Origin of the sequence: Paenibacillus guangzhouensis (assembly GCF_009363075.1) — a bacterium.
Taxonomy (GTDB): domain Bacteria; phylum Bacillota; class Bacilli; order Paenibacillales; family Paenibacillaceae; genus Paenibacillus_K; species Paenibacillus_K guangzhouensis.
This window is the reverse complement of the sequence record NZ_CP045293.1, coordinates 3,517,833-3,536,920: the sequence shown is the minus strand read 5'-3', so window position 1 is coordinate 3,536,920 and position 19,088 is coordinate 3,517,833. Positions and strand designations below refer to the sequence as shown.

General features: G+C 48.9%; 17 protein-coding genes. 10 read left to right on the top strand and 7 right to left on the bottom strand.

Annotation, left to right across the window (positions count from 1 at the left end; translation table 11 throughout):
• Nucleotides 1-16: 16 nt before the first annotated feature.
• The 3 genes from GCU39_RS15940 to GCU39_RS15930 form a co-directional block, all read right to left on the bottom strand.
• The gene (locus GCU39_RS15940; RefSeq protein ID WP_152394425.1) at nucleotides 17-1,024 is read right to left on the bottom strand and encodes a 2-oxoacid:acceptor oxidoreductase family protein; all 1,008 of its coding nucleotides are present in this window, start codon (nucleotides 1,022-1,024) and stop codon (nucleotides 17-19) included.
• Between the two features lie 317 nt (nucleotides 1,025-1,341).
• Nucleotides 1,342-2,376 carry a phosphodiester glycosidase family protein gene (locus GCU39_RS15935; RefSeq protein WP_227793638.1) on the bottom strand — a complete coding sequence of 345 codons (1,035 nt, stop codon included), beginning with the start codon at nucleotides 2,374-2,376 and terminating at the stop codon, nucleotides 1,342-1,344.
• A gap of 187 nt (nucleotides 2,377-2,563) precedes the next feature.
• Complete coding sequence (locus tag GCU39_RS15930) at nucleotides 2,564-3,460, bottom strand: glycosyltransferase family 2 protein (RefSeq protein WP_152394423.1); 897 nt, start codon at nucleotides 3,458-3,460, stop codon at nucleotides 2,564-2,566.
• Nucleotides 3,461-3,636: 176 nt separating this feature from the next.
• Here GCU39_RS15930 and racE point away from each other — a divergent pair, with 176 nt between their 5' ends.
• The gene (gene racE, locus GCU39_RS15925; RefSeq protein ID WP_152394422.1) at nucleotides 3,637-4,446 is read left to right on the top strand and encodes a glutamate racemase; all 810 of its coding nucleotides are present in this window, start codon (nucleotides 3,637-3,639) and stop codon (nucleotides 4,444-4,446) included.
• 157 nt (nucleotides 4,447-4,603) lie between these two features.
• Entirely contained in the window at nucleotides 4,604-5,809 is a 1,206-nt protein-coding gene (locus GCU39_RS15920) for a M14 family metallopeptidase (protein ID WP_152394421.1), read from the top strand.
• A gap of 52 nt (nucleotides 5,810-5,861) precedes the next feature.
• Here the strand turns inward: GCU39_RS15920 and GCU39_RS15915 are convergent, their stop codons facing one another.
• Nucleotides 5,862-8,120, bottom strand: a complete 2,259-nt coding sequence (locus GCU39_RS15915; protein WP_152394420.1) for an MFS transporter — start codon at nucleotides 8,118-8,120, stop codon at nucleotides 5,862-5,864.
• A 171-nt stretch (nucleotides 8,121-8,291) separates the two neighbouring features.
• Here GCU39_RS15915 and GCU39_RS15910 point away from each other — a divergent pair, with 171 nt between their 5' ends.
• Together GCU39_RS15910 and GCU39_RS15905 are read left to right on the top strand one after the other, a co-directional pair.
• Entirely contained in the window at nucleotides 8,292-9,014 is a 723-nt protein-coding gene (locus GCU39_RS15910; RefSeq protein WP_152394419.1) for a response regulator transcription factor, read from the top strand.
• Nucleotides 9,004-10,422 carry a sensor histidine kinase gene (locus GCU39_RS15905; protein WP_152394418.1) on the top strand — a complete coding sequence of 473 codons (1,419 nt, stop codon included), beginning with the start codon at nucleotides 9,004-9,006 and terminating at the stop codon, nucleotides 10,420-10,422. Before GCU39_RS15910 ends, GCU39_RS15905 begins: the two co-directional genes overlap by 11 nt.
• A 77-nt stretch (nucleotides 10,423-10,499) precedes the next feature.
• On the opposite strand, the gene GCU39_RS15900 is transcribed toward GCU39_RS15905, so the two are convergent.
• Nucleotides 10,500-12,125: an MDR family MFS transporter gene (locus tag GCU39_RS15900; RefSeq protein ID WP_152394417.1), complete on the bottom strand. Its 1,626-nt coding sequence runs from the start codon at nucleotides 12,123-12,125 to the stop codon at nucleotides 10,500-10,502.
• A gap of 212 nt (nucleotides 12,126-12,337) precedes the next feature.
• Here GCU39_RS15900 and GCU39_RS15895 point away from each other — a divergent pair, with 212 nt between their 5' ends.
• From GCU39_RS15895 to GCU39_RS15875, 5 genes are all read left to right on the top strand, one after another.
• Nucleotides 12,338-12,640: a HesB/IscA family protein gene (locus tag GCU39_RS15895; protein ID WP_152394416.1), complete on the top strand. Its 303-nt coding sequence runs from the start codon at nucleotides 12,338-12,340 to the stop codon at nucleotides 12,638-12,640.
• A gap of 14 nt (nucleotides 12,641-12,654) precedes the next feature.
• Nucleotides 12,655-12,876, top strand: a complete 222-nt coding sequence (locus tag GCU39_RS15890; RefSeq protein ID WP_152394415.1) for a YuzB family protein — start codon at nucleotides 12,655-12,657, stop codon at nucleotides 12,874-12,876.
• An 86-nt stretch (nucleotides 12,877-12,962) separates the two neighbouring features.
• Nucleotides 12,963-13,232: a hypothetical protein gene (locus GCU39_RS15885; protein WP_227793221.1), complete on the top strand. Its 270-nt coding sequence runs from the start codon at nucleotides 12,963-12,965 to the stop codon at nucleotides 13,230-13,232.
• Nucleotides 13,233-13,396: 164 nt separating this feature from the next.
• On the top strand, nucleotides 13,397-14,227 hold the full coding sequence (locus tag GCU39_RS15880) for an aldo/keto reductase (RefSeq protein WP_152394414.1): 831 nt from the start codon (nucleotides 13,397-13,399) through the stop codon (nucleotides 14,225-14,227).
• A 16-nt stretch (nucleotides 14,228-14,243) separates the two neighbouring features.
• Nucleotides 14,244-14,930: a metal-dependent hydrolase gene (locus GCU39_RS15875; RefSeq protein ID WP_152394413.1), complete on the top strand. Its 687-nt coding sequence runs from the start codon at nucleotides 14,244-14,246 to the stop codon at nucleotides 14,928-14,930.
• Nucleotides 14,931-15,029: 99 nt separating this feature from the next.
• Here the strand turns inward: GCU39_RS15875 and GCU39_RS15870 are convergent, their stop codons facing one another.
• Both GCU39_RS15870 and GCU39_RS15865 read right to left on the bottom strand, forming a co-directional pair.
• Nucleotides 15,030-17,000: an LTA synthase family protein gene (locus GCU39_RS15870; protein WP_152394412.1), complete on the bottom strand. Its 1,971-nt coding sequence runs from the start codon at nucleotides 16,998-17,000 to the stop codon at nucleotides 15,030-15,032.
• A gap of 189 nt (nucleotides 17,001-17,189) precedes the next feature.
• Entirely contained in the window at nucleotides 17,190-18,335 is a 1,146-nt protein-coding gene (locus tag GCU39_RS15865; protein ID WP_152394411.1) for a THUMP domain-containing class I SAM-dependent RNA methyltransferase, read from the bottom strand.
• 106 nt (nucleotides 18,336-18,441) lie between these two features.
• Between GCU39_RS15865 and GCU39_RS15860 the strand changes: the two genes are divergently transcribed.
• Nucleotides 18,442-19,074, top strand: a complete 633-nt coding sequence (locus GCU39_RS15860; RefSeq protein ID WP_152394410.1) for an O-methyltransferase — start codon at nucleotides 18,442-18,444, stop codon at nucleotides 19,072-19,074.
• The last annotated feature ends 14 nt before the right edge of the window (nucleotides 19,075-19,088 follow it).

Below are 19,088 nucleotides of genomic sequence, written 5' to 3'. Positions count from 1 at the left end.
CTTTCTGGCATGCAATTTAATGGACTGCTAGGTCAAAATGATGCGGCGTTCGATGCTCATCTGCATAGCCATCTTCTTCTCTTGCGCTGCTGAGCGCATCTGTTGGACAAGCTCTAACGCATTTGAGACAGCCTTTGCAGTATTGATAGTCGATTCCTTGCAGGAACATTTGCGGACGGCCTTTCTTATCCGGTTGTTCTTCCCATACGAAGCAGAAATCAGGGCAGACGTTATCGCAAGCCGCGCAGTGTATACATTTATCGTCGGCGAAATGCGGCATCATTCCTGCGCGCGAGATGCTTAGATCCTTCAGAATGCTGTTCCCTGGATTGGTAATGACGCCGCCCATCGGTTGTGTCTCGTAACCGAGCACAGGTGTATCTTGGCGCACAAAAGCTGGCATTTTCTGCCCTTCTGGCAGTTCGAATGTCTGGAATGTTACTTCTTGATAGCCTCTTTCGAACGTCTTGATTGCGGGAGCTACAGCTTGTGGATACTTCTTCTCGAGGGATTTGCGGATGACCTTTTTCATGGCTTCGGGGTCTAGGAAGTCGCATAGCCGGAAAAGCGCGCCTAACATCGCCATGTTCGTGCGGTTCTTCTCTTCTAGTGAAATGCCTGTTGCATCGACGACAGCAATGGTACCGCCGAGGAGCTTCATTTTCTCTTTTAACTGTTCAGGTGTTTTATTCGAATTTACAAGTACGAGACTGTCCTCATAGATGCCGCTGATGACATTGACTGTTTTGGATAATGATTCGTGAAAAATTCCTACAACATGCGGCCGTTCAACAGGCGACGTATCTCGGATATTCGTATGGTTGTCGCAAAACCGGATGTGTGCTTTGACGGGAGAGCCTTTTTTCTCCGATCCATAGGATGAGAAGCTTACGCCGTTAAGTGAGGCGCCTGTAACTCCGGCCTCCGCCAGCATTTTCCCGGCTAAGTTCGCGCCGAGACCGCCGATGGATTCCAGCCTAATCTCGAAAAATCCTAGTTCATTTAATTTGGGTAAAGTAACCATCCTATTACTCCCTTCTAGAATAAGATTTCAACTCTAATATTACCAGTATTTCTCAAGTGTTCAATAGCTTTTCCACCGTTCTTAACAACCTTTTTTGATCACAAAAATCGAATCAGGCACAAGCTAGAGGTCACCATTAATCTAATATATTAAGGATGATTGCGGATGTTGTCTGTAAATTTTCACATTGACATTTTTAAATTGAGAATAATTAAAGAAGCTGAGCCATACGAGTCAATTGGTTGGCATGAAAAAAACCCATAGGATCGTTCGTCCTATGGGTTCGCATGAATAAATGATGAATAGGAATGATTGCATTACCACTTGGATGGGTCAATTTTATGCGGATCGAGTCCTTCCCAAATATTCGGAATGTCGACCTTCTCCGGATCATTGAAGACGAGGAAGGCAGTCGGCAGATAACGCTCGCCATGCTGGCTGGCAGGAGAGTTCACAATTTCATTATCTTTCACAAGTACGGTCGATGACCCGCCGTCCAGGTTCGCGGCAATGACTGCGCCGTTCTCAAGCATGATATTCTGGCAATCATAGAGATTGGCGCCGATACTATGCGCTTGGCGGCCGTCGATCACGAGGAACAAGATCGTACCATCGGCACGTTGCCCCATGACGGTACGTGGCGCAATGCCCCAACCGTCGGCAGCGTTCTTCACGAGACCTTTGCCGTTGACGATGATGCGGGGCTGGAACGTTACGGCTTCCTTCACGCCCATCTCTTGAAGCTGCGGAATGGTATAATTCCCTGCGACCATTCGTCCGTTCTTATCGAGTCCGACAATCTGGGTTTTCTTGGTCTTCTTAATGCCGCCGTCATAATAGACTTTTCCATCGGCGATGACGAGTCCAATCGGTTGGAATCCATTTCCCTTCCAATTCGGATCGGCAAAGCCTCCGGCGTTCACGCCTGCGATTGCGCCTGTACGTTTCACCATGCTCGTGACTTTCTCACCGCGTCCGACGTGATTCGGAACGCCAATGCGGATTTTGGTTGGATCATTGACAATCATCAGGTAACCGCTGAAGCCTGCCCCGCTGACTGGCTTGATCTCGACCAAGTCTCCGGATTTTTTCCCGTCTGTCGTAATGGTATGGTCGTCTTTCTCATCACCCATGCCTTCGAATCTTTTGTTATATTCGGCAACACGGTTCTTCAGAGCTTCTTCCCCGATAATATATTTCGCCCAGACGCGATGCTGCGTGGTGATGAGTGTATCTGCGATGAGCATACGGACGTTCGTACCCGATGGCGTGAAGAAGAGCCATGCGGCGCCGAGTGATCCGACAATAAATAATGTAATGAAGAGATTCTTTATAAAACGACCAAAGGTCATGCGTTTCTTTTTGCTAGTAAGCTGTTGCTTCCTCGCTCGACGGCTTGGGGCAACAGGCTGCGATTGTCGCTGTGCCGTCTGAGTTTGCTGTCTCAATGGTAAGACTCCTTTCAAATATTGATAGAATATAGATCTATACCATTATGACGTATTTTGGGGTAAAAAGGTTCATTAAAATTTTGTCATTTTATTTGGCAAATATTTTTTGATAGACAGGCGCGATGCGATGAATATGAAAAAATGCCGTCGCTTTGGGCAGATCTGACGCCCGGTAAAGATGCAAAGCAGGCTGATGTGTGTCGACGAAGAGCGGGATGCCGAGCGCTTTTGCTCGCACACAGAAATGGCGATCTTCGCCCCAGAAGGAGAGGTTCGATATTGGGCCGAAGGAGATCCGATCGTACAGCGCATCTCTATGAATTAATGTGCAAGCACCTAGTCCGCCTACTTCGTAGACCCCTGGGACTTGCAGGCGTGCGAGGAATTCCAGCGTTAGCGTCTGAATTTCTTCTTCAGATAGTTCTTCCCCGTAATCGGCGCGATACATTTTATAATGGTCCGTGAGCCAGACTTGTGGGAGCTGGTGTGATCCTGGCGTCCACTCCGTCCAGAAGATCTCGGAGATAATCGGTTTCTTCGCCTCGATGAGCTGGTCCAAGGTGGAAGGTTGGATTAACACATCGGAATCGATAAGAAAGAGGTAATCATACCTGGCTTCCCGCGCATGGCTCAAGATGCGATCTTTGAACCGCGCCACTTTCCAAATAAGCAGATTATTCCATTGATGGGTAACCTCATCCTTCTCATATTGCAAGGATTCACCTGAGGAGAGAACCGTAATCTGACGGTTCGGTGATAGGCTCTTCTCGGTATAGGCAAAACGAAGGAGCAGTTCGCTGGACCAGGGATCCAAGTTATCGTCAATGAATAGATAATCGATAGGATGCGGTGTATGATGATGCAGGTGCTGCAGTGTATCCAAGAAACAAGCTAGAATTTGCGGCGATTGGTGAACCGGGCAACCAATGAGTATACGTTCAGCGGCCATGAGCGCCCCCTTTTCCATTTGACTTGTGGTGATCATGTTCATGATATCCTATTGGCATTTGGTGGAAATGTCACGGCGTTGCTTGAACCTCACTACATTTTGAGCTAATATTTATGGATTCATGTTACGTGGTACATTTCGGCCGATAGATTCATATTCTATGAGAGGGGAATCCCTGTAACTGACATTCTATAAGAAGGAAGCGTGTGTTCGTGCAGCAAGCCATCGCTATACTAGATTCCGGTGTGGGAGGATTAACCGTTGTTAAAGAAGTTATGAGGCAGCTTCCACGGGAGAAGATCATTTATTTTGGAGACACTGCCCGCACACCCTATGGACCGCGTTCGTCGGAAGAAGTGTTGTTATTTACCCAGCAAATTGTCGAGTATCTTATTCAGTTTCAGCCTAAAATGATTGTGATTGCGTGCAATACGGCAACGGCCGTCGCGCTAGAGCAGATTCGAGCGATGGTCAATGTGCCTGTCGTTGGGGTTATCCATCCCGGTGCAAGAGCCGCGATTAATGCGACAGAGACTGGCTTTGTCGGTGTTATCGGTACAGAAGGGACCATTCGGAGCGGTGCCTATGTACAGGCGCTGCGGGAGATTTCACCGCATATTGAAGTGGTTAGCGAAGCTTGTCCGAAGTTCGTGCCCCTGGTAGAGAAAGGCATGTTCCGGGACGAAGTGACGCGGGAGACCGTTCAGGAGTCGCTTGCGCAGCTTCGTTATAAGCCCATCGATTGCCTGATCCTCGGTTGTACGCATTATCCGTTCCTCATGGAACCCATTGCGGAAGTGATGGGGCCGAATGTGAAGCTGATTAGCTCCGCGGACGAGACGGCGCGAGAAATCAGTACGATTTTACATCAATACGGACAGTTAGCCAAAGCCGATGAACTCCCTGTGCATCAATTTTTCTGCAGCGGGGAACCGAGAATATTCCAACAAATTGCCCAAGAATGGTTAAAAGAACATCTGGAGACGGCGCCAGTCGTGTGGCAAGTGCCTAATTTTCTGTGAACATAAAACCGGTAGTGTCGTTCATCCGATCGGAATGAACCCTGCCGGTTTTTTCGTGCGGATTCGTAGGGGAACGAAGACATAATATCTGCAACTCTCTCATATACTTCATGGAATCGAAAGTAGATTTGGATGGAGTAAGGAGGGGAGGGGAACCATGGCGATTCCTTATGTCGTTCAGCAGGGGGATACGTGGCTTCGGATTGCAGCAAGGTATGGCATCCACACGACAGCGCTTCATATGGTGAATCCGCAGCTGCAAGAAGCACCGTATTTAATTCCCGGACAAGTTATGTACATTCCATATCGGCCGGATCATGTCTATCTGATTCAAGAGCGTGACACCTTCTATGAAATTGCTAGACGATTCCAGGTGCCGATACAGCAGCTTTTGAATGCGAATCCTTCGGTCGATCCGCGCCATTTGAAAATAGGTCAAAGCATGATTATTCCGCTCACTAGAAGCGGGGAAATTGTTCGCGTGGATGCGGAATATGGACCTGCGCAATTGATGGAAGACAGCGCGAGCTTGTGCGAGCAGTACCCTTTCATTCGAAGATATATTATTGGATACAGTGTCATGGGCAAGCCGATCATTGCGATGCGGATTGGGACAGGAGATCGGAAGGTTCATGCGAATGGCGCTGTTCACGCCAATGAATGGATTACGACGCCAATCCTCATGAAATATATTGAACAGTACGCCAAAGCCTATCGTGCTGGCGGCACTTGGGGCAGCATGGATCCGCAGGAATGCTATCAGCGCAATTCGCTATGGATCGTCCCGATGGTGAACCCGGACGGCGTAGAGCTATCGCAAGAGGGAATCACCCCGAGCCATCCTTATTATCGTTCGCTGTTGCATTGGAATGGCGGTTCATATCAGTTCATACGCTGGAAAGCCAATATTCGTGGTGTCGATCTGAATGACCAATTCCCGGCGCATTGGGAGGAAGAGCGGGATCGACGCGGAAAGCGGGGACCAGGGCCCAAAGATTACACGGCTGAGGGGCCGCTGATGGAGCCTGAGGCCGTCGCATTGGCGGAGTTCACGAGGGCGCATCAATTCGACATGGTCTTGTCCTTGCATGCGCAAGGGGAAGAGATTTATTGGAATTATCGGGATTATGAACCTGCGGAATCGGAAGCGATCGCGCGAAAATTTGCGCAAGCAAGCAGCTATCGTTCGGTGAAGCTGAGCGGAAGCGATGCAGGGTATAAGGATTGGTTCATTCAGGAGTTCCGTAAGCCGGGCTTCACGATTGAAGTCGGAATGGGGATGAATCCACTCCCGATCCAGCAGTTCCAGAATATCTATCAGGACGTATCCGGTATATTAACAGAGGCGTTATGTTGTTCGTAAAGAACAGCATAACGCCTCTGTCATTATTCGGGGGAGTCGATCACGGTGTCGGTTAATTGCGAAGCCCGATATCCCGAATGAGCACGGTTCCACGCTCCGTTCGATCGAATAGGAAGCGGATGCTAGTTAACAGCTCGGGCTGGAAATTCGGGTTGACCTTCTTCAAATCAGCAAGTTTGATGGTGAAATTCTGGAATATGGGCTCTTTCGTTGGCATCGAGCCCATGAACGGCCATTTGACAATGTTGCCTTCGAACATTGGCAGCAAGCTGCCTGCGCTGCTCAGCGGTAAAGACGCCTTGTTCCCTTGCCGATCTTCTACCTGAATGGAGACATCCACGGGAGCTTCCGTGTTGTCTTCCGTTGGTCCGTCATTCCGGTCCGCCATTGCGAAGACGACCGAGGCATTACCCTGCGTACGGATACCATCAGGAGGGAGAACAACGGTATAACGAGGGACGCCGGATGCTTTCTTGCGGTCCCAGCCAATCCGGACAGCGCTGTATTGCTCCGTTATGAATTTCATCTCGACTTTTTCCTCTTTCCATTCTTCGAGATTTTCTCCGATGAATTTTCCTCCAGGTAATGTTGTCGTGCCAAGATCGATATCTTCATCATAGTTGCTGATGATCGTTGTCTTCGCATCGGCGTAATTGCTGATGTACATCGTGTCAGGCAGCCATGTTCGTGCATAACCGAGATCCTGGAACATGCTTCGGTATTCATTCTTTCCTCGTAAGGTTGCGTCGAGGAAAGAGGAGATGAGCACTTTCGCCGCCTGCAGCTGCTCCTCAATCGGCATGAGCTGGGCTGTATTGAACAGCTTGTTGCCAAGGCCTGCGCCGTCCGTACGTCCCCAAACCGTATTGAATTGCCCGTGATTTGCGCCATAGATGTAGACCGATGCCTTAAAATCATCGCTGCGATCTGAGAATCTGATTCGATGATATTGACTTGCGCCATCGAAAGAGCTGACATCCATATCATGCGCACCTTGGATGGCTAAATAATTGACATCCTGCAATGTTGTAGGCTGCCCTGCAGGTTTATATTGCCCGTCGGTAGGAGCGATGGATATGACGGAACGAATGCCGAAATTGTATTGGAACTTTACGTTTCCGTTCTCTGGCGAAGCGGGCAGCTTGTTGTACGCTGCCGCAACGGTGACGGCTTCTCCGCCGCGCGAATGACCGATGATTGCGATCCGATCCATGTCGACTTGGCCAAAGAACGGATTGCCTTTCGTATGGTTCCATGCCTCCCACGCTTTAAGATGTTCTAGCATCAGCCAGCCCCGCGCAGGATTCTCTTTCTCCAATACATGCAGGATGAACAAGTCATCATATAGCGATGTATTGAGGAAGTTCTCGTCGATGGATGCGACAATATAGCCGCGGCTTGCGAGCAATTTCCCCAAATATTCGTATCCGGGATCAGAATATTCGGTCGCGGTGTGGTTGCCGTGCACGATGAGGACGAGTGGGAACGTACCCTGGCCTACAGGGTACCAGACGAGCCCATTCAGCGGCATCTGATCAGGCCCGAAGCCGAATGTATTCGTGCGGAGGGTCGACCAGTTCTTCACGAATGCGGAGCCATCCACTTGCTTCGTGATGAGTGATCCTTCTGCATTGAATTGCTGCCGATAACTATTCGCGCTGCCGTAGGATAAGGTCTGGACGGCAAATGGACCTTGCTCTGCTGGATTTAACATCGTCTGCAGATAACGCTCGGCCGGCTTTATGGTTTGCAGCCGGTAAGGCTTATCGAGCTCGGGGTTGCCGTTATGAAGCAACCAATAGCTGCCGATGCCGATGATGCCCACCGTCAGGACGAAGGCTATGCCAGCAATGATCTGCGTCACTCGCTTGACCTCGCGGTATCGTCCTGTAATCCACTTGGCTAGCAGCGCGCCGAGTAAGGAGACGCTCACGATGATGGATAAGGTTACGATGAACATGAGCGGTATCGGACCTATGAAGCTGACGAACAGCAAGCAGAAGGAGGCAAGCGCCAGCCAGACATAACGCGATGGCATTCGTCTCGCGAAGGAGAGCAATCCGGCTAGGAGGCCTGTTATGATCCCAATAGCAATCACTGACAGGAAGGTTCCAATCAGGTAGTCTCCGAGTCCACGCGATCCAAGCAGATAATAGGCTTGCACCAGATAAATAGAGCAGGCCGTGATGGCTAAGGCGATCGATGCGCCTTTCCAGCCTGGCGTCAAGGAAGGGATACGGCGCATCGGGTTACGTAAATGCTCAAGTTTTTTTCGAAGGCGTTCAGGGGTTCTGAATTCTGTTTTGGCCATGCATGGATCCTATCCTTTCTGTCATGAAATTTGAGTTTGCACGAAGATGTTGCTTGGTCTCAGTATAAGGAACGATTCTTTCGAAGAACTTTCTCGTTTCTTAAATTAACCTTACAAGGGAGGAAATGGCAAGGTCTTCTCGAACAATACGAGTGACGAGGAGGGGATCGGATGCGTAAGACGATCATGCTGGTCGATGATGAACAAGATATCGTCGATCTACTGAAGTTGTTTCTAGAACAAGAATTCGACATTATTGAAGCGCGTGACGGCCAAGAGGCGGCAGAGCGATTCTCGCAGCACACGATTGATCTGATTGTCATTGATATCATGATGCCGCGGCTGGATGGCTTACAACTGCTCCAGTGGATTCGTAGACACTCTAAGATTCCGGTCATTATCGTGTCTGCCAAAAATCAAGATACAGATAAAATATCGGGGCTTGGCCTTGGCGCTGATGACTTCATTACGAAGCCATTCAGTCCGCTGGAGGTCGTGGCACGCATCCAAGCGCAGCTCCGCAGAACGTATGAGTTCTATGATCCTTCGTTCGTACGAGCGGAACCGACCTTGACGGAGACGCGGATTGGCGATCTGGCCTTGGATCATGAAGCCTGCATGTTGTATAAACGAGGGGAGCAGATCACGCTGAGCGCGATCGAATATAAGCTGTTGAAGCTGTTCATGAGCAAGCCGGGACGGATTTATACGAAGAAGCAAATTTTCGAAACCGTATGGTCTGAATCCTACATCGCCGACGACAACACAATCATGGTGCAAATTAGCCGGTTAAGGGACAAAATCGAAGATTCGCCGCGAGAGCCAGTCTATCTCAAGACGATCCGTGGGCTTGGCTATCGGTTCGCGAAGAAGGATGAGCTGCATGAACCATAAATTGAAACTATCTGGTATGCTGCTAAGGAATTATATTCTGTTTTCGCTCACGGTTAGCGTCAGCGTGTTCATGCTGCTGCTTTTTTTTGTGATGCGAACGAATGAATGGCTTCCGGCGAAGGATACGTCCATGTGGCAAGCAAGCGGCATGGTGCAGGGGAATACAGCTCATATCAACGAGAACGCGATTAAGGATTTGCATGGCTGGGTCGAAATTCTTGACGAGCGGCTCCGTGTGATTGAAGTGAAGGGCTTGAAGCAGGCGGGGGATACATCGTATACGGAGCATTCGCTGAACATGTTGTTCTACGATACACCTGAGAATCCTTATTACAACTCCATTGCTCCTTATCGAACGGATGAAGGCGCACAACGATACGTTCTTGTTCGTCTGCCGAAGCGGAATGTTCAGATCGATATTGCCCTCGACGAAGAGACGAGCAAGAGTAACCAGGTTATCTTCTGGGGTGCCTTGGCGGAGACTGGGGTGTTGTTCCTCGTGCTGCTGGGAATTAGCGTATTCATATACAGCCATCAGACGGCGGCTAGGCTGACCAGCCCATTAAGCAAAATTGCTGCGGGGATACGCAATATTACAGGGGGGCGGTATTATGATCGTCTTCATTTGGAGTCGAATTATGAGCTGGCGCAAGTCCAGGAGAGCTTCAATGCGATGGCGGAGAAGCTGGATCAGGCGGAGCGCGAGAATCGCTTGCTTGCGGAGAGCAAACAGCGCATGCTCGTTGATATCTCCCACGATTTGAAGACACCGATCACGACGATACAAGGCTACGCTAAGGCGCTGCAGCTGGGTATGATCGAGGAGGAACCGAAGCGGCATCGGGCGATCACGCTGATTCATGACAAGGCGCAGCACGTCGCCGAATTAATCGACGATGTATTCGAACTGTCCAAGCTCGAGAGCCCGGATTATCCTATTGATACAGAGGTGGGTGATGTTGCCGAGTTTATGCGGGAGATGGCCGTCGATTATTACGACCAATTCGAAGAGAAACGGCTTCGATTCGAATGCGAGATTCCTCCCCAGGAGGTTGTGGCACCATTCAACCGGAAGCTGATGTATCGTGCGATATCCAATCTGCTCACGAATGCGCTGAAATATAATCCTTCGGGTACGTTGGTTCAATTGGTGCTGGTGGATTGTCACGATACGGTTCGCATCGAAGTCGCGGACAACGGGGTCGGCATTCCTGACCATCTGCGGGAGCGTGTATTCGAGGCCTTTGTTCGCGGCGATGAGGCAAGACGAAGCGATGGGGGGACGGGGCTTGGATTATCCATCGCGAACCAGATTGCGGCAAAGCATGGTGGACAGCTGGCGCTGGATGTGCTGGAAGGCTGGACACGATTTGAGATTACGTTCCCGAAGTGTATAGGATCGTCATGAAAAAAAAGGGCAACCCGAGTCTACGTGCTGACTTCGAGGTTGCCCTTCCCAAATGCATGATGTTGATCGGATATAACTTATCCTTCTGTTGCTGGTGCTGGTTCTTGCTCTTCCGCTTTCTTCTTGCCGCGCTGCGGCATTTGTTCTCTGGAGATCCGACCGTTGCCGACGAAGCAAGCGGTTAGTACGCCTAATGCAATGAAGATCAACCCTGCCCAGAATACGATAGAGAAAGCTTCAGTCCATACGGTTTTGATCAAATTCAGAACCGTCTCTTTGATGTCGCCTTCGAGCTGCAGCGCTTGAGGCGCGAGCATGATCGTAAATAGATCATCTACCTTCTCAGCCAACTTGCTCATAATGCCGGACAATACCGGATTATTCGTCACTTGATCCGTCTTGAGCGCTTCATCCATTTTGCTAGCCAGCGCATGGTTCATGACCACGTTCAATACGGTAACCCCGATCGTACTACCAATGGAACGGAAGAATGTCGATGCGGATGTAACGGTCCCAAGCTGTTCGCGAGGGAATTGATTCTGCACGGCAATCATTAAGGTTGGCATGACAAGACCCATGCCGAGACCTAGAATGATCATGTACATATTCACAGTAAGCTGTGTCGTATGCGTCCCCATTGTACTCATGAGGAAGAAGCCAAGGCCGCCGATGACCATACCCGCGAACAGCACTGTACGATATTTTATGCGAAGCAGCAGTTGACCACCTACGATACTTGCTGCAATCAGCGAGAGCATCATCGGTGTCATGGTCGAACCTGCTTTAGTCGGACTCACCCCGAGGATGGCTTGCATGAACATCGGCACGAACATAATCGCGCCGAACATCCCCATCCCGACGAGGAATCCGAGAATATTTGTAGTTGCGAATACGCGGTTCTTGAATAAGGAAAGATCGAGAATTGGTTCTTTTACACGCTTCTCAATGATCAGGAAGAGCACGCCAAGGACAATGGCAGCGCCGAAGATCATGAAGCTCTCTGCAGATACCCAATCGAAATCTTTGCCTCCGAATGTAAGGCCGAGGAGCAATAGAACGATCGCAGGGACGAATGTCACGATACCCCACCAATCGATGACGGCTTTGTGTTTGGCTACAAGCTCATGCTTCATGCCGAAGAAAATAAGAATACCGGATAAGAGTCCAACAGGGACGTTAATTAAGAAGATCCAGTGCCATTGCACGTGGTCAACGATAAATCCACCGATAAAAGGTCCGATGACAGAACTAAGTCCGAAAATACCACCAAAAACCCCTTGCCATTTGGCACGCTGCTCTGCGTTGAAGATATCTCCGACGATGGTCTGCGACAGCGGCATGAGCATCCCGCCGCCGATCCCCTGCACGGCACGGTAAAGGACAAGTTGTTCCATCGTCATCGCTGTCGCGCATAAGAAGGAACCTGCAACGAAGATCAGAACACCGAGTAGATAGAACAGTCTTCGACCATACATGTCAGCGAGTTTACCGACAATCGGTACAACCGTCGTAGATGTGATCAAATATGCTGTCGTGACCCATGCGAAGATGGAGAATCCATTCAAATCTTTAATGATCGTTGGCATTGCTGTACCAACAATGGTCTGTTCGAGTGCACTGAAGAGCATCCCGATGATTAAGCCGATGAGCACCATGGTTCGGTTAATCGTTTTTGGTGAGGAATCTTGTATTGCTTCCTGCATAGATGGTTAAACCTCCAATTTCCTAAAAATCTTACGTTCTAATATTTTAGGTCTAAAATAAATCACTTTTGGATTATATGGCATAATAGATGGGGAATCAAGAGTTAATTTGTGAACAAATTGTGAATTTAGAACTTTTTATAGGTTGATTTCAAAGGTTCAATTATTTACAATAAAAGAATATGGATTTGGACATGATGGGAGAGATAATCATGAATTGCAAAATTACACGCAACGCTGCGAAAAAGATAAAGCAAGAGCTAGAACAAGCGAAAGATCAGGAGCTGATGCTTCGTGTTTTCGTTACACATTCTCACGGGAATCATGCGCATTACGGCATGGATTTAGATAAGGTCAAGGATACGGATACGATTGTTGAGACGGATAAAGAAATCTCTGTCCTGCTGCAATCGGACGAGCCAATGCTCGACGGGATCAAAATTGATTATTTATATTTCCCTGAAGAGGGATTTATCATCACGAATCCATCAAAAGGCAATCACGGGGATCACTAGAAAGAGGATGAATTATGGCGAACGACATACGCATATGCGATAAATGCAAGCATGTCAAGATGAAAACATTTTTACCAAAAGTTCAGCAGATGGATCCGGACGCAGAGATTAAGATTGGGTGTAAATCGTACTGTGGTCCTTGCGGGAAGCGGGTATTCATTTTTATTAATGGACGTTATATTTCGGCTCCAACGGAAGACGAAGCGATTGAAAAGGCAAGCAAATACGTGAAATAATAAAGGTTGATCCTACGAGGTGCGGATAGTTCCGCACCTTTTCGTCTATCCTAAGGAGGCAATAATGGCTAAGGGAGGACAGCATATTGACACGTAATGATGATTCGATGCATGAACAGACCCCGATAACACAGGCGCAAAATTCCATTGAGACGCTGCATCATGCCGTTTCTCAGGCGCTCAGTCATCCGTCGGAGCAGTCGGTGGCTCAAGCGAACACGGCATTGAAGCGAGCGAAAAACGCCGTGGATACGGCGGTCAAGAACGAAACAGGACGGAATCAGCAGCCAGTTGAATTCGCACGTGAGCTGCTTGGTGAAGAAATGGAGCGTCTTAATAAATTATCGGCAGATTAATACGAACGTTGTAATTGTAGAGCCACTTAGGAGGGATCGATAGGATTCACCCGGGTGGCTTTGCATTTTGCGCTGTGGAAAATACCTGTGATATGATATTGTTGTCGCTTACTTTATGGAAGCGTATGGAGATATTTTGACTACATATCAAGGGAGGATATTGTATGAAACATATTGCGGATCGCGTTAAATTGAATAATGGTGTGGAGATGCCTTGGCTTGGTCTAGGCGTATGGAAGGTTACTGACGGCCAAGAGGTCTCGAATGCCGTTAAATCCGCGATTGAATTTGGCTATCGCAGCATTGATACTGCAGCGGTATATCAAAATGAGTCAGGTGTTGGTCAAGGAATCAAAGACAGCGGGATCGCGAGAGAAGAGCTGTTCGTGACAACGAAAGTATGGAACTCGGATCAAGGTTACGAGTCGACGCTTCAAGCATTTGAAGAGAGCCGTAAGAAGCTTGGACTTGAATATCTTGACTTGTATCTTGTTCACTGGCCAGTGAAAGAGAAGAAATATATCGATACATGGCGAGCGCTGGAGAAGCTCTATAATGACGGGTTGGTTCGCGCTATCGGGGTAAGCAACTTCCATATCCATCATTTGAAAGATATCTTCGAAGTTAGCGGTATTGTACCCGTTGTGAACCAAGTCGAGTATCATCCTTTGCTGGCGCAGCGCGAGCTTCATGCATTCTGCAGCAGCCACAATATTGTACTCGAAGCGTGGAGCCCATTAATGCAAGGAAAGCTGTTGGACGATAAGACATTAACTGAAATTGCTGCGAAATACGGCAAATCGGTTGCCCAAGTGATTTTACGTTGGGATCTGCAGAACGGTGTGATTACGATTCCGAAATCGGTAAATCCTGCGCGTATCGCAGAGAATGGCGATATCTTCGACTTCGAGCTCTCGCACGAAGATATGGAACGCATTCAATCCATGAACAAAGAACAGCGCGTAGGTCCAGATCCAGATCATATTGATTTTTAAGTGAGGTGTGACGAGCATGGAGCTCCAATTTATCGGTCATTCTTGCTTTATTGCGTCCCATGAGAACTTCAAAGTGATTATTGATCCGTTCATCTCAGGCAACCCGCTCACAACCCTGAGGGTCGAAGACGTCAAAGTCGATGCGGTGCTGCTCACGCACGGGCATTCCGATCATACGGCAGATGCGCTGCAAATTGCACTGCAGAATCAATGCCCGATCATTGCGAATTTTGAGATCTGTAATTATTTTGGAAGTAAAGGCGCAACCGTGTTCGCCATGAATACTGGCGGATGCAATTCATTCCGTTGGGGAAAAGTGAAATATACCCCTGCGATACATAGCTCAAGTCTCGATACCGAGCAAGGCCCAATCTATGGTGGAGTTGCAGGCGGGATTCTGCTTACGATGGGCGACAAAACTTTCTATCACGTTGGGGATACGGCCTTATTCAGTGATATGAAGCTGATTGGCGAATTGCATGATATCCACGCCGCAGCCATTCCAATCGGTGATGTCTTCACGATGGGGCCCTCGGATGCGCTTCTCGCGGCACAGTGGATTGGCGCGAAGACGAATATCCCCGTGCATTACGATACGTTCCCCGCGATCGTTCAAGATGCAGAAGCGTGGGTTGCTGCTGTAAAGGCGAAGCGTCTGCACGCGGTGTGCCTGCATCCGTCCGATCGATATATCGTCGATTAATCTATATCGAATCGCATAGCCAGCGATACCAAGAAACCCCCTTACACATCATGGAATCATTCCATGTGGTGCAAGGGGGTTATTATTTGTAGGAATATTTTAGGCTTTTTCCCGGAATCGGCGGATGAGGTCGTGTGTAATGACTTTGTCCGAGATATCGAGCTGCTTCTTCGCACGGTCAGCGATGGAACGACAGCCTGCAACATCTGCTTTGTCCCCGGTCTTCGCATCATAGCATGTCCCGTTCTCGAAGATGCCGTCTGCCGCAGGAATGTAATAATCGTGCCCGTCAGTCACGGCGCCTGTACGAAGTACGACGAGTTTATCGCCTTCAGTGAATAGATTATTTCCCATCATATAATACGAATCCGTTCGGATGCCGAGCAAATAGAGCAGGGAAGGCGTCATATCTAATTGACCGCCGACGCGATCAACGGTTCCGACATGTTTTCCATCAGGGAAATGGACAATCATTGGCACCTGATTCATGAGCTGCTCAAATTTCAAGTCGCTTATGCTCATGCCAAGGAACTGTTCCATCGCGTTTTTATCACGTATGGAATTATCATGGTCTCCATAGAACGCGATGATCGTATTCTCCCAAAGGCCATCCGCCTTCATCTGTTCGATCATTTGACCGAATGCTTCGTCCACATAATGAACGGATTCAAGATAGTCTCCGAAGATGGTTCCTTTGAACTTCCCGACATCGAGCACTTGCTTGCTAGCTGGCAGCTCATACGGATGATGGCTGGATAACGTGATTAAGAAGGAATAGAAGGGCTCCTTCGTCTGCTTCATATCATCTAAAGACTGCCGGAAGAACGATGCGTCGCCCAGCGACCAGCCTAATGGTTCGTCAATTGTAAAGTCTTTCTTGCTGTAGAACCGGTCATATCCCATTTGATTGTACATATTGTATCGATTCCAGAAGCTCGCATCATAGGCATGGTAGACCCCTGTCGAATACCCATGATCTTTGAGGATCTGCGGCAGGACATCGTAAGTATGGTTCGGATAACGAATGAATACGGAGCCTGTCGGTAAGGGATGTAGAGACATATTGGACGAGAAATCAGCGTCGGATGTGCGGCCTTGACCCGTCTGATGATAATAATTGTTGAAATACATACTCTCCCGAACGAACTGATTCAAGTGAGGCGTAACTTCGACGCCATTAATCTTCTGGTTGATCATGAAGTTCTGGAACGCTTCCGCTTGGATGACAATAATATTCTTGTCTCTGTATGCGCCGAACAGCTCATTAGTGACTTGTGGTTCCTTATGTTTGGCGGCGAACCATTCTTTCACTTCCGCTTCCTCTTCGGCCGAGAGCGTCTGTTTGGAGAACCAATTCTCATTTGCATAACGCTGAATATCGTACCCGTGGAATCCAATCAGACCGGTGACATTGTAGAGGGATACATTCCACCAATTCCCGACGAAGATCCCTTTCGCCCATGTATTCGTCGCGTGCTTGATCGGCAGGAATGTCAGCCCGGCACCGAGTCCGAAGACGACCGCGCTCATCACGACACGAATGATGAATTTCTGCAGTCGATTGCGCCCTTGATGCGCAACACGCATCATAGCCTTATCTTTGCCTAGTACGATCCAAGCTGCAATCGTTAACGGCAGGAGCAGAAGGATATCAATGAAGAACAAGAGGTCCTTCCAGAATAATAGCGAAGCAATGCTATGTCCGAGCGAGCTAACTTGTCCCGCCTGCATCAGGACAGGAATCGAAATAAAGTCTTGGAAATAGCGATAATAGACTAAGTCGGCATAAAATACACTGGTGAGCAGCACATTCAGAATGAATACGCTAATCCATCGCCCCCGAGGCGGGAGAAGCCAGACCCAGAACGAGCAGAGCATGATGGAACCGACACCAATGATATAATCCCATCGATCCATCCGGACGAGGGGGACATCCATAAAACGATCGAATAAGAACAATTTATATAAAATAAGTGCAATGAACAGAATACATTCGACATAACGAATACGAAACAGGGGTTGCAGCAGTACTCTCTTGGCTCGCGGAGCCGTCTGGTACGGTGTATTCAAGTTCGAAACAGCTCCTTTCTTCGAATCATTTGGAAATTCGTAGCGGTGCAAAGACACCTTTACTATTATAAACGTTAAAGATTCGGATTCAACTTCTGTTAACATCTGGATGCTGCTTCTTAAATTAAAAAAACCGCCGCTATCCATTCTTTCCAAAAGGAAGCGAATGAATAACGGCGTATTCGTTTTTTAAGCAAGCGGCTTACGCGGTGGCAGCGGCCCCAAGTACTGATAGAATTGGCATTCGATTCGACCGTTGAATAACTTACGGCGTTTGTCCGCAGGACGGCCGAAGTAGTGCTCGAACTGCTTGTTCGGGCAAATGGAGAAGAAGGACCACGTCGGGAGCTTCTTCGATACAAAGCCAAGATCGCGCATAACTTTCTCGGCTTCATCGCGCTCCCCGAGCCGTTCGCCATAAGGCGGATTCGTTACGATACAGCCGTACTCCCCTTGTGGATCGATCTTGGAGACGGGCAAGGTATGGAACTTAATTTCTTTGCCGAGCCCTGCTGCTTTGGCTGAAGCGTATGCGATATCGACCGCTGCTCGATCGATATCCGAGCCTGCAATCTGCAGTGGAATGTCATCTCTGACAAGATCATAGGCTTCTTCGCGAGCCTGCTCCCAGAGGTCTGCGGGAATGACCGGCCAGCCGCTTGAATTGAAGGATCGACGTAGTCCTGGCGCAATATTCCAGCCGATCATGGCTGCTTCAATCGGAATCGTACCTGATCCGCAGAATGGATCATAGAATGGTCGATTCGGATTCCAGCGGCTGAGCAGCACGAGGGCTGCAGCCATCGTCTCTTTGAGCGGCGCTTCAGTCGCTAGCTTGCGATATCCGCGTTTATGCAATGCAGGACCTGTTGTGTCTAAGGTTAGCAGGGCAATGTCATTAAGCAAGGTTACTTCAATGACGTATCGAGCGCCTGTCTCTTGGAACCATTCGGTTCCGTAGGCCATTTTCATTTTATCGACGACGGCTTTCTTCACAATCCCCTGGCATGCAGGTACACTGCTCAGCTGCGATTTATGTGAACGTCCCTCCACCGGGAATTCCCCGTTCTCCGGAATCCAGTCCGGCCAAGACAGTGCCTTCGTACCTTCGAAGAGTTCATCGAAAGTGGTGGCTTTGAATTCTCCCATCTTGATCAAGACGCGATCGCTTGTCCGAAGCCAGAGGTTCGTCCGGCAGATATCAATCAAATCACCGCGAAAGGTCACGCGGCCATTCTCGACCATCAGATCTTCGTAGCCTAAATCTCTTAATTCACGTGCGACAACAGCTTCAAGACCCATAGGCGCTGTCGCAATTAACTGGTACTGACTCATGTAATCGTTCACACCCTAACAGCATTTTCTGATACAATCCAGTATAGGCGAATTCAACCGACGTTACAAATATAGAAATCAAAGTTATCATGCAGGAGGTTATAACATGTCGCAATCGGATGAACAATATATGGATTCACTATTTGCTGCGGATGAGGTTTTAGAACAGGTCATGGAAGGAACAAGGCAGGCAGAGATGCCCGAAATATCGATCGCGCCGGGATACGGCAGGCTGCTTACGATTCTGGTGAAGACGGCGCGCGCACGGCGCATTTTGGAGATTGGAGCGCTTGGAGGATACAGCGGGATCTGTCTTGCTCGCGGCTTGGATGAGGAAGGGAAGCTGATCTCGCTGGAGCTGAAGCCCGAGTTTGCAGAGGTGGCGAAGCGGCATGTCACAGAAGCAGGACATGGACACCAGGTGGAGTATCGCATCGGCGATGCGATGGAGAGCCTGAAGCAGCTTGAAGCGGAAGGCCAGCGGTTTGATTTCTTCTTCATTGATGCCGATAAAGGGAACTATCTGAATTACCTTGATTATGCCATAACGCTTGCGAACCCCGGGGCGCTTATCGTTGGGGATAATACTTTGCTGCGCGGTAGAACGACAGATCCAACTCGGAATGGCCCAGCTGTTCAAGCCGTTAGACAGTTCAATGAACGAATTGCGCAAGATCCGCGACTCATGAGTACGATGCTGCCTGCCTATGATGGGCTTGCCATTGCCATGGTGAAGTAAGTAGGCGGCGAGTT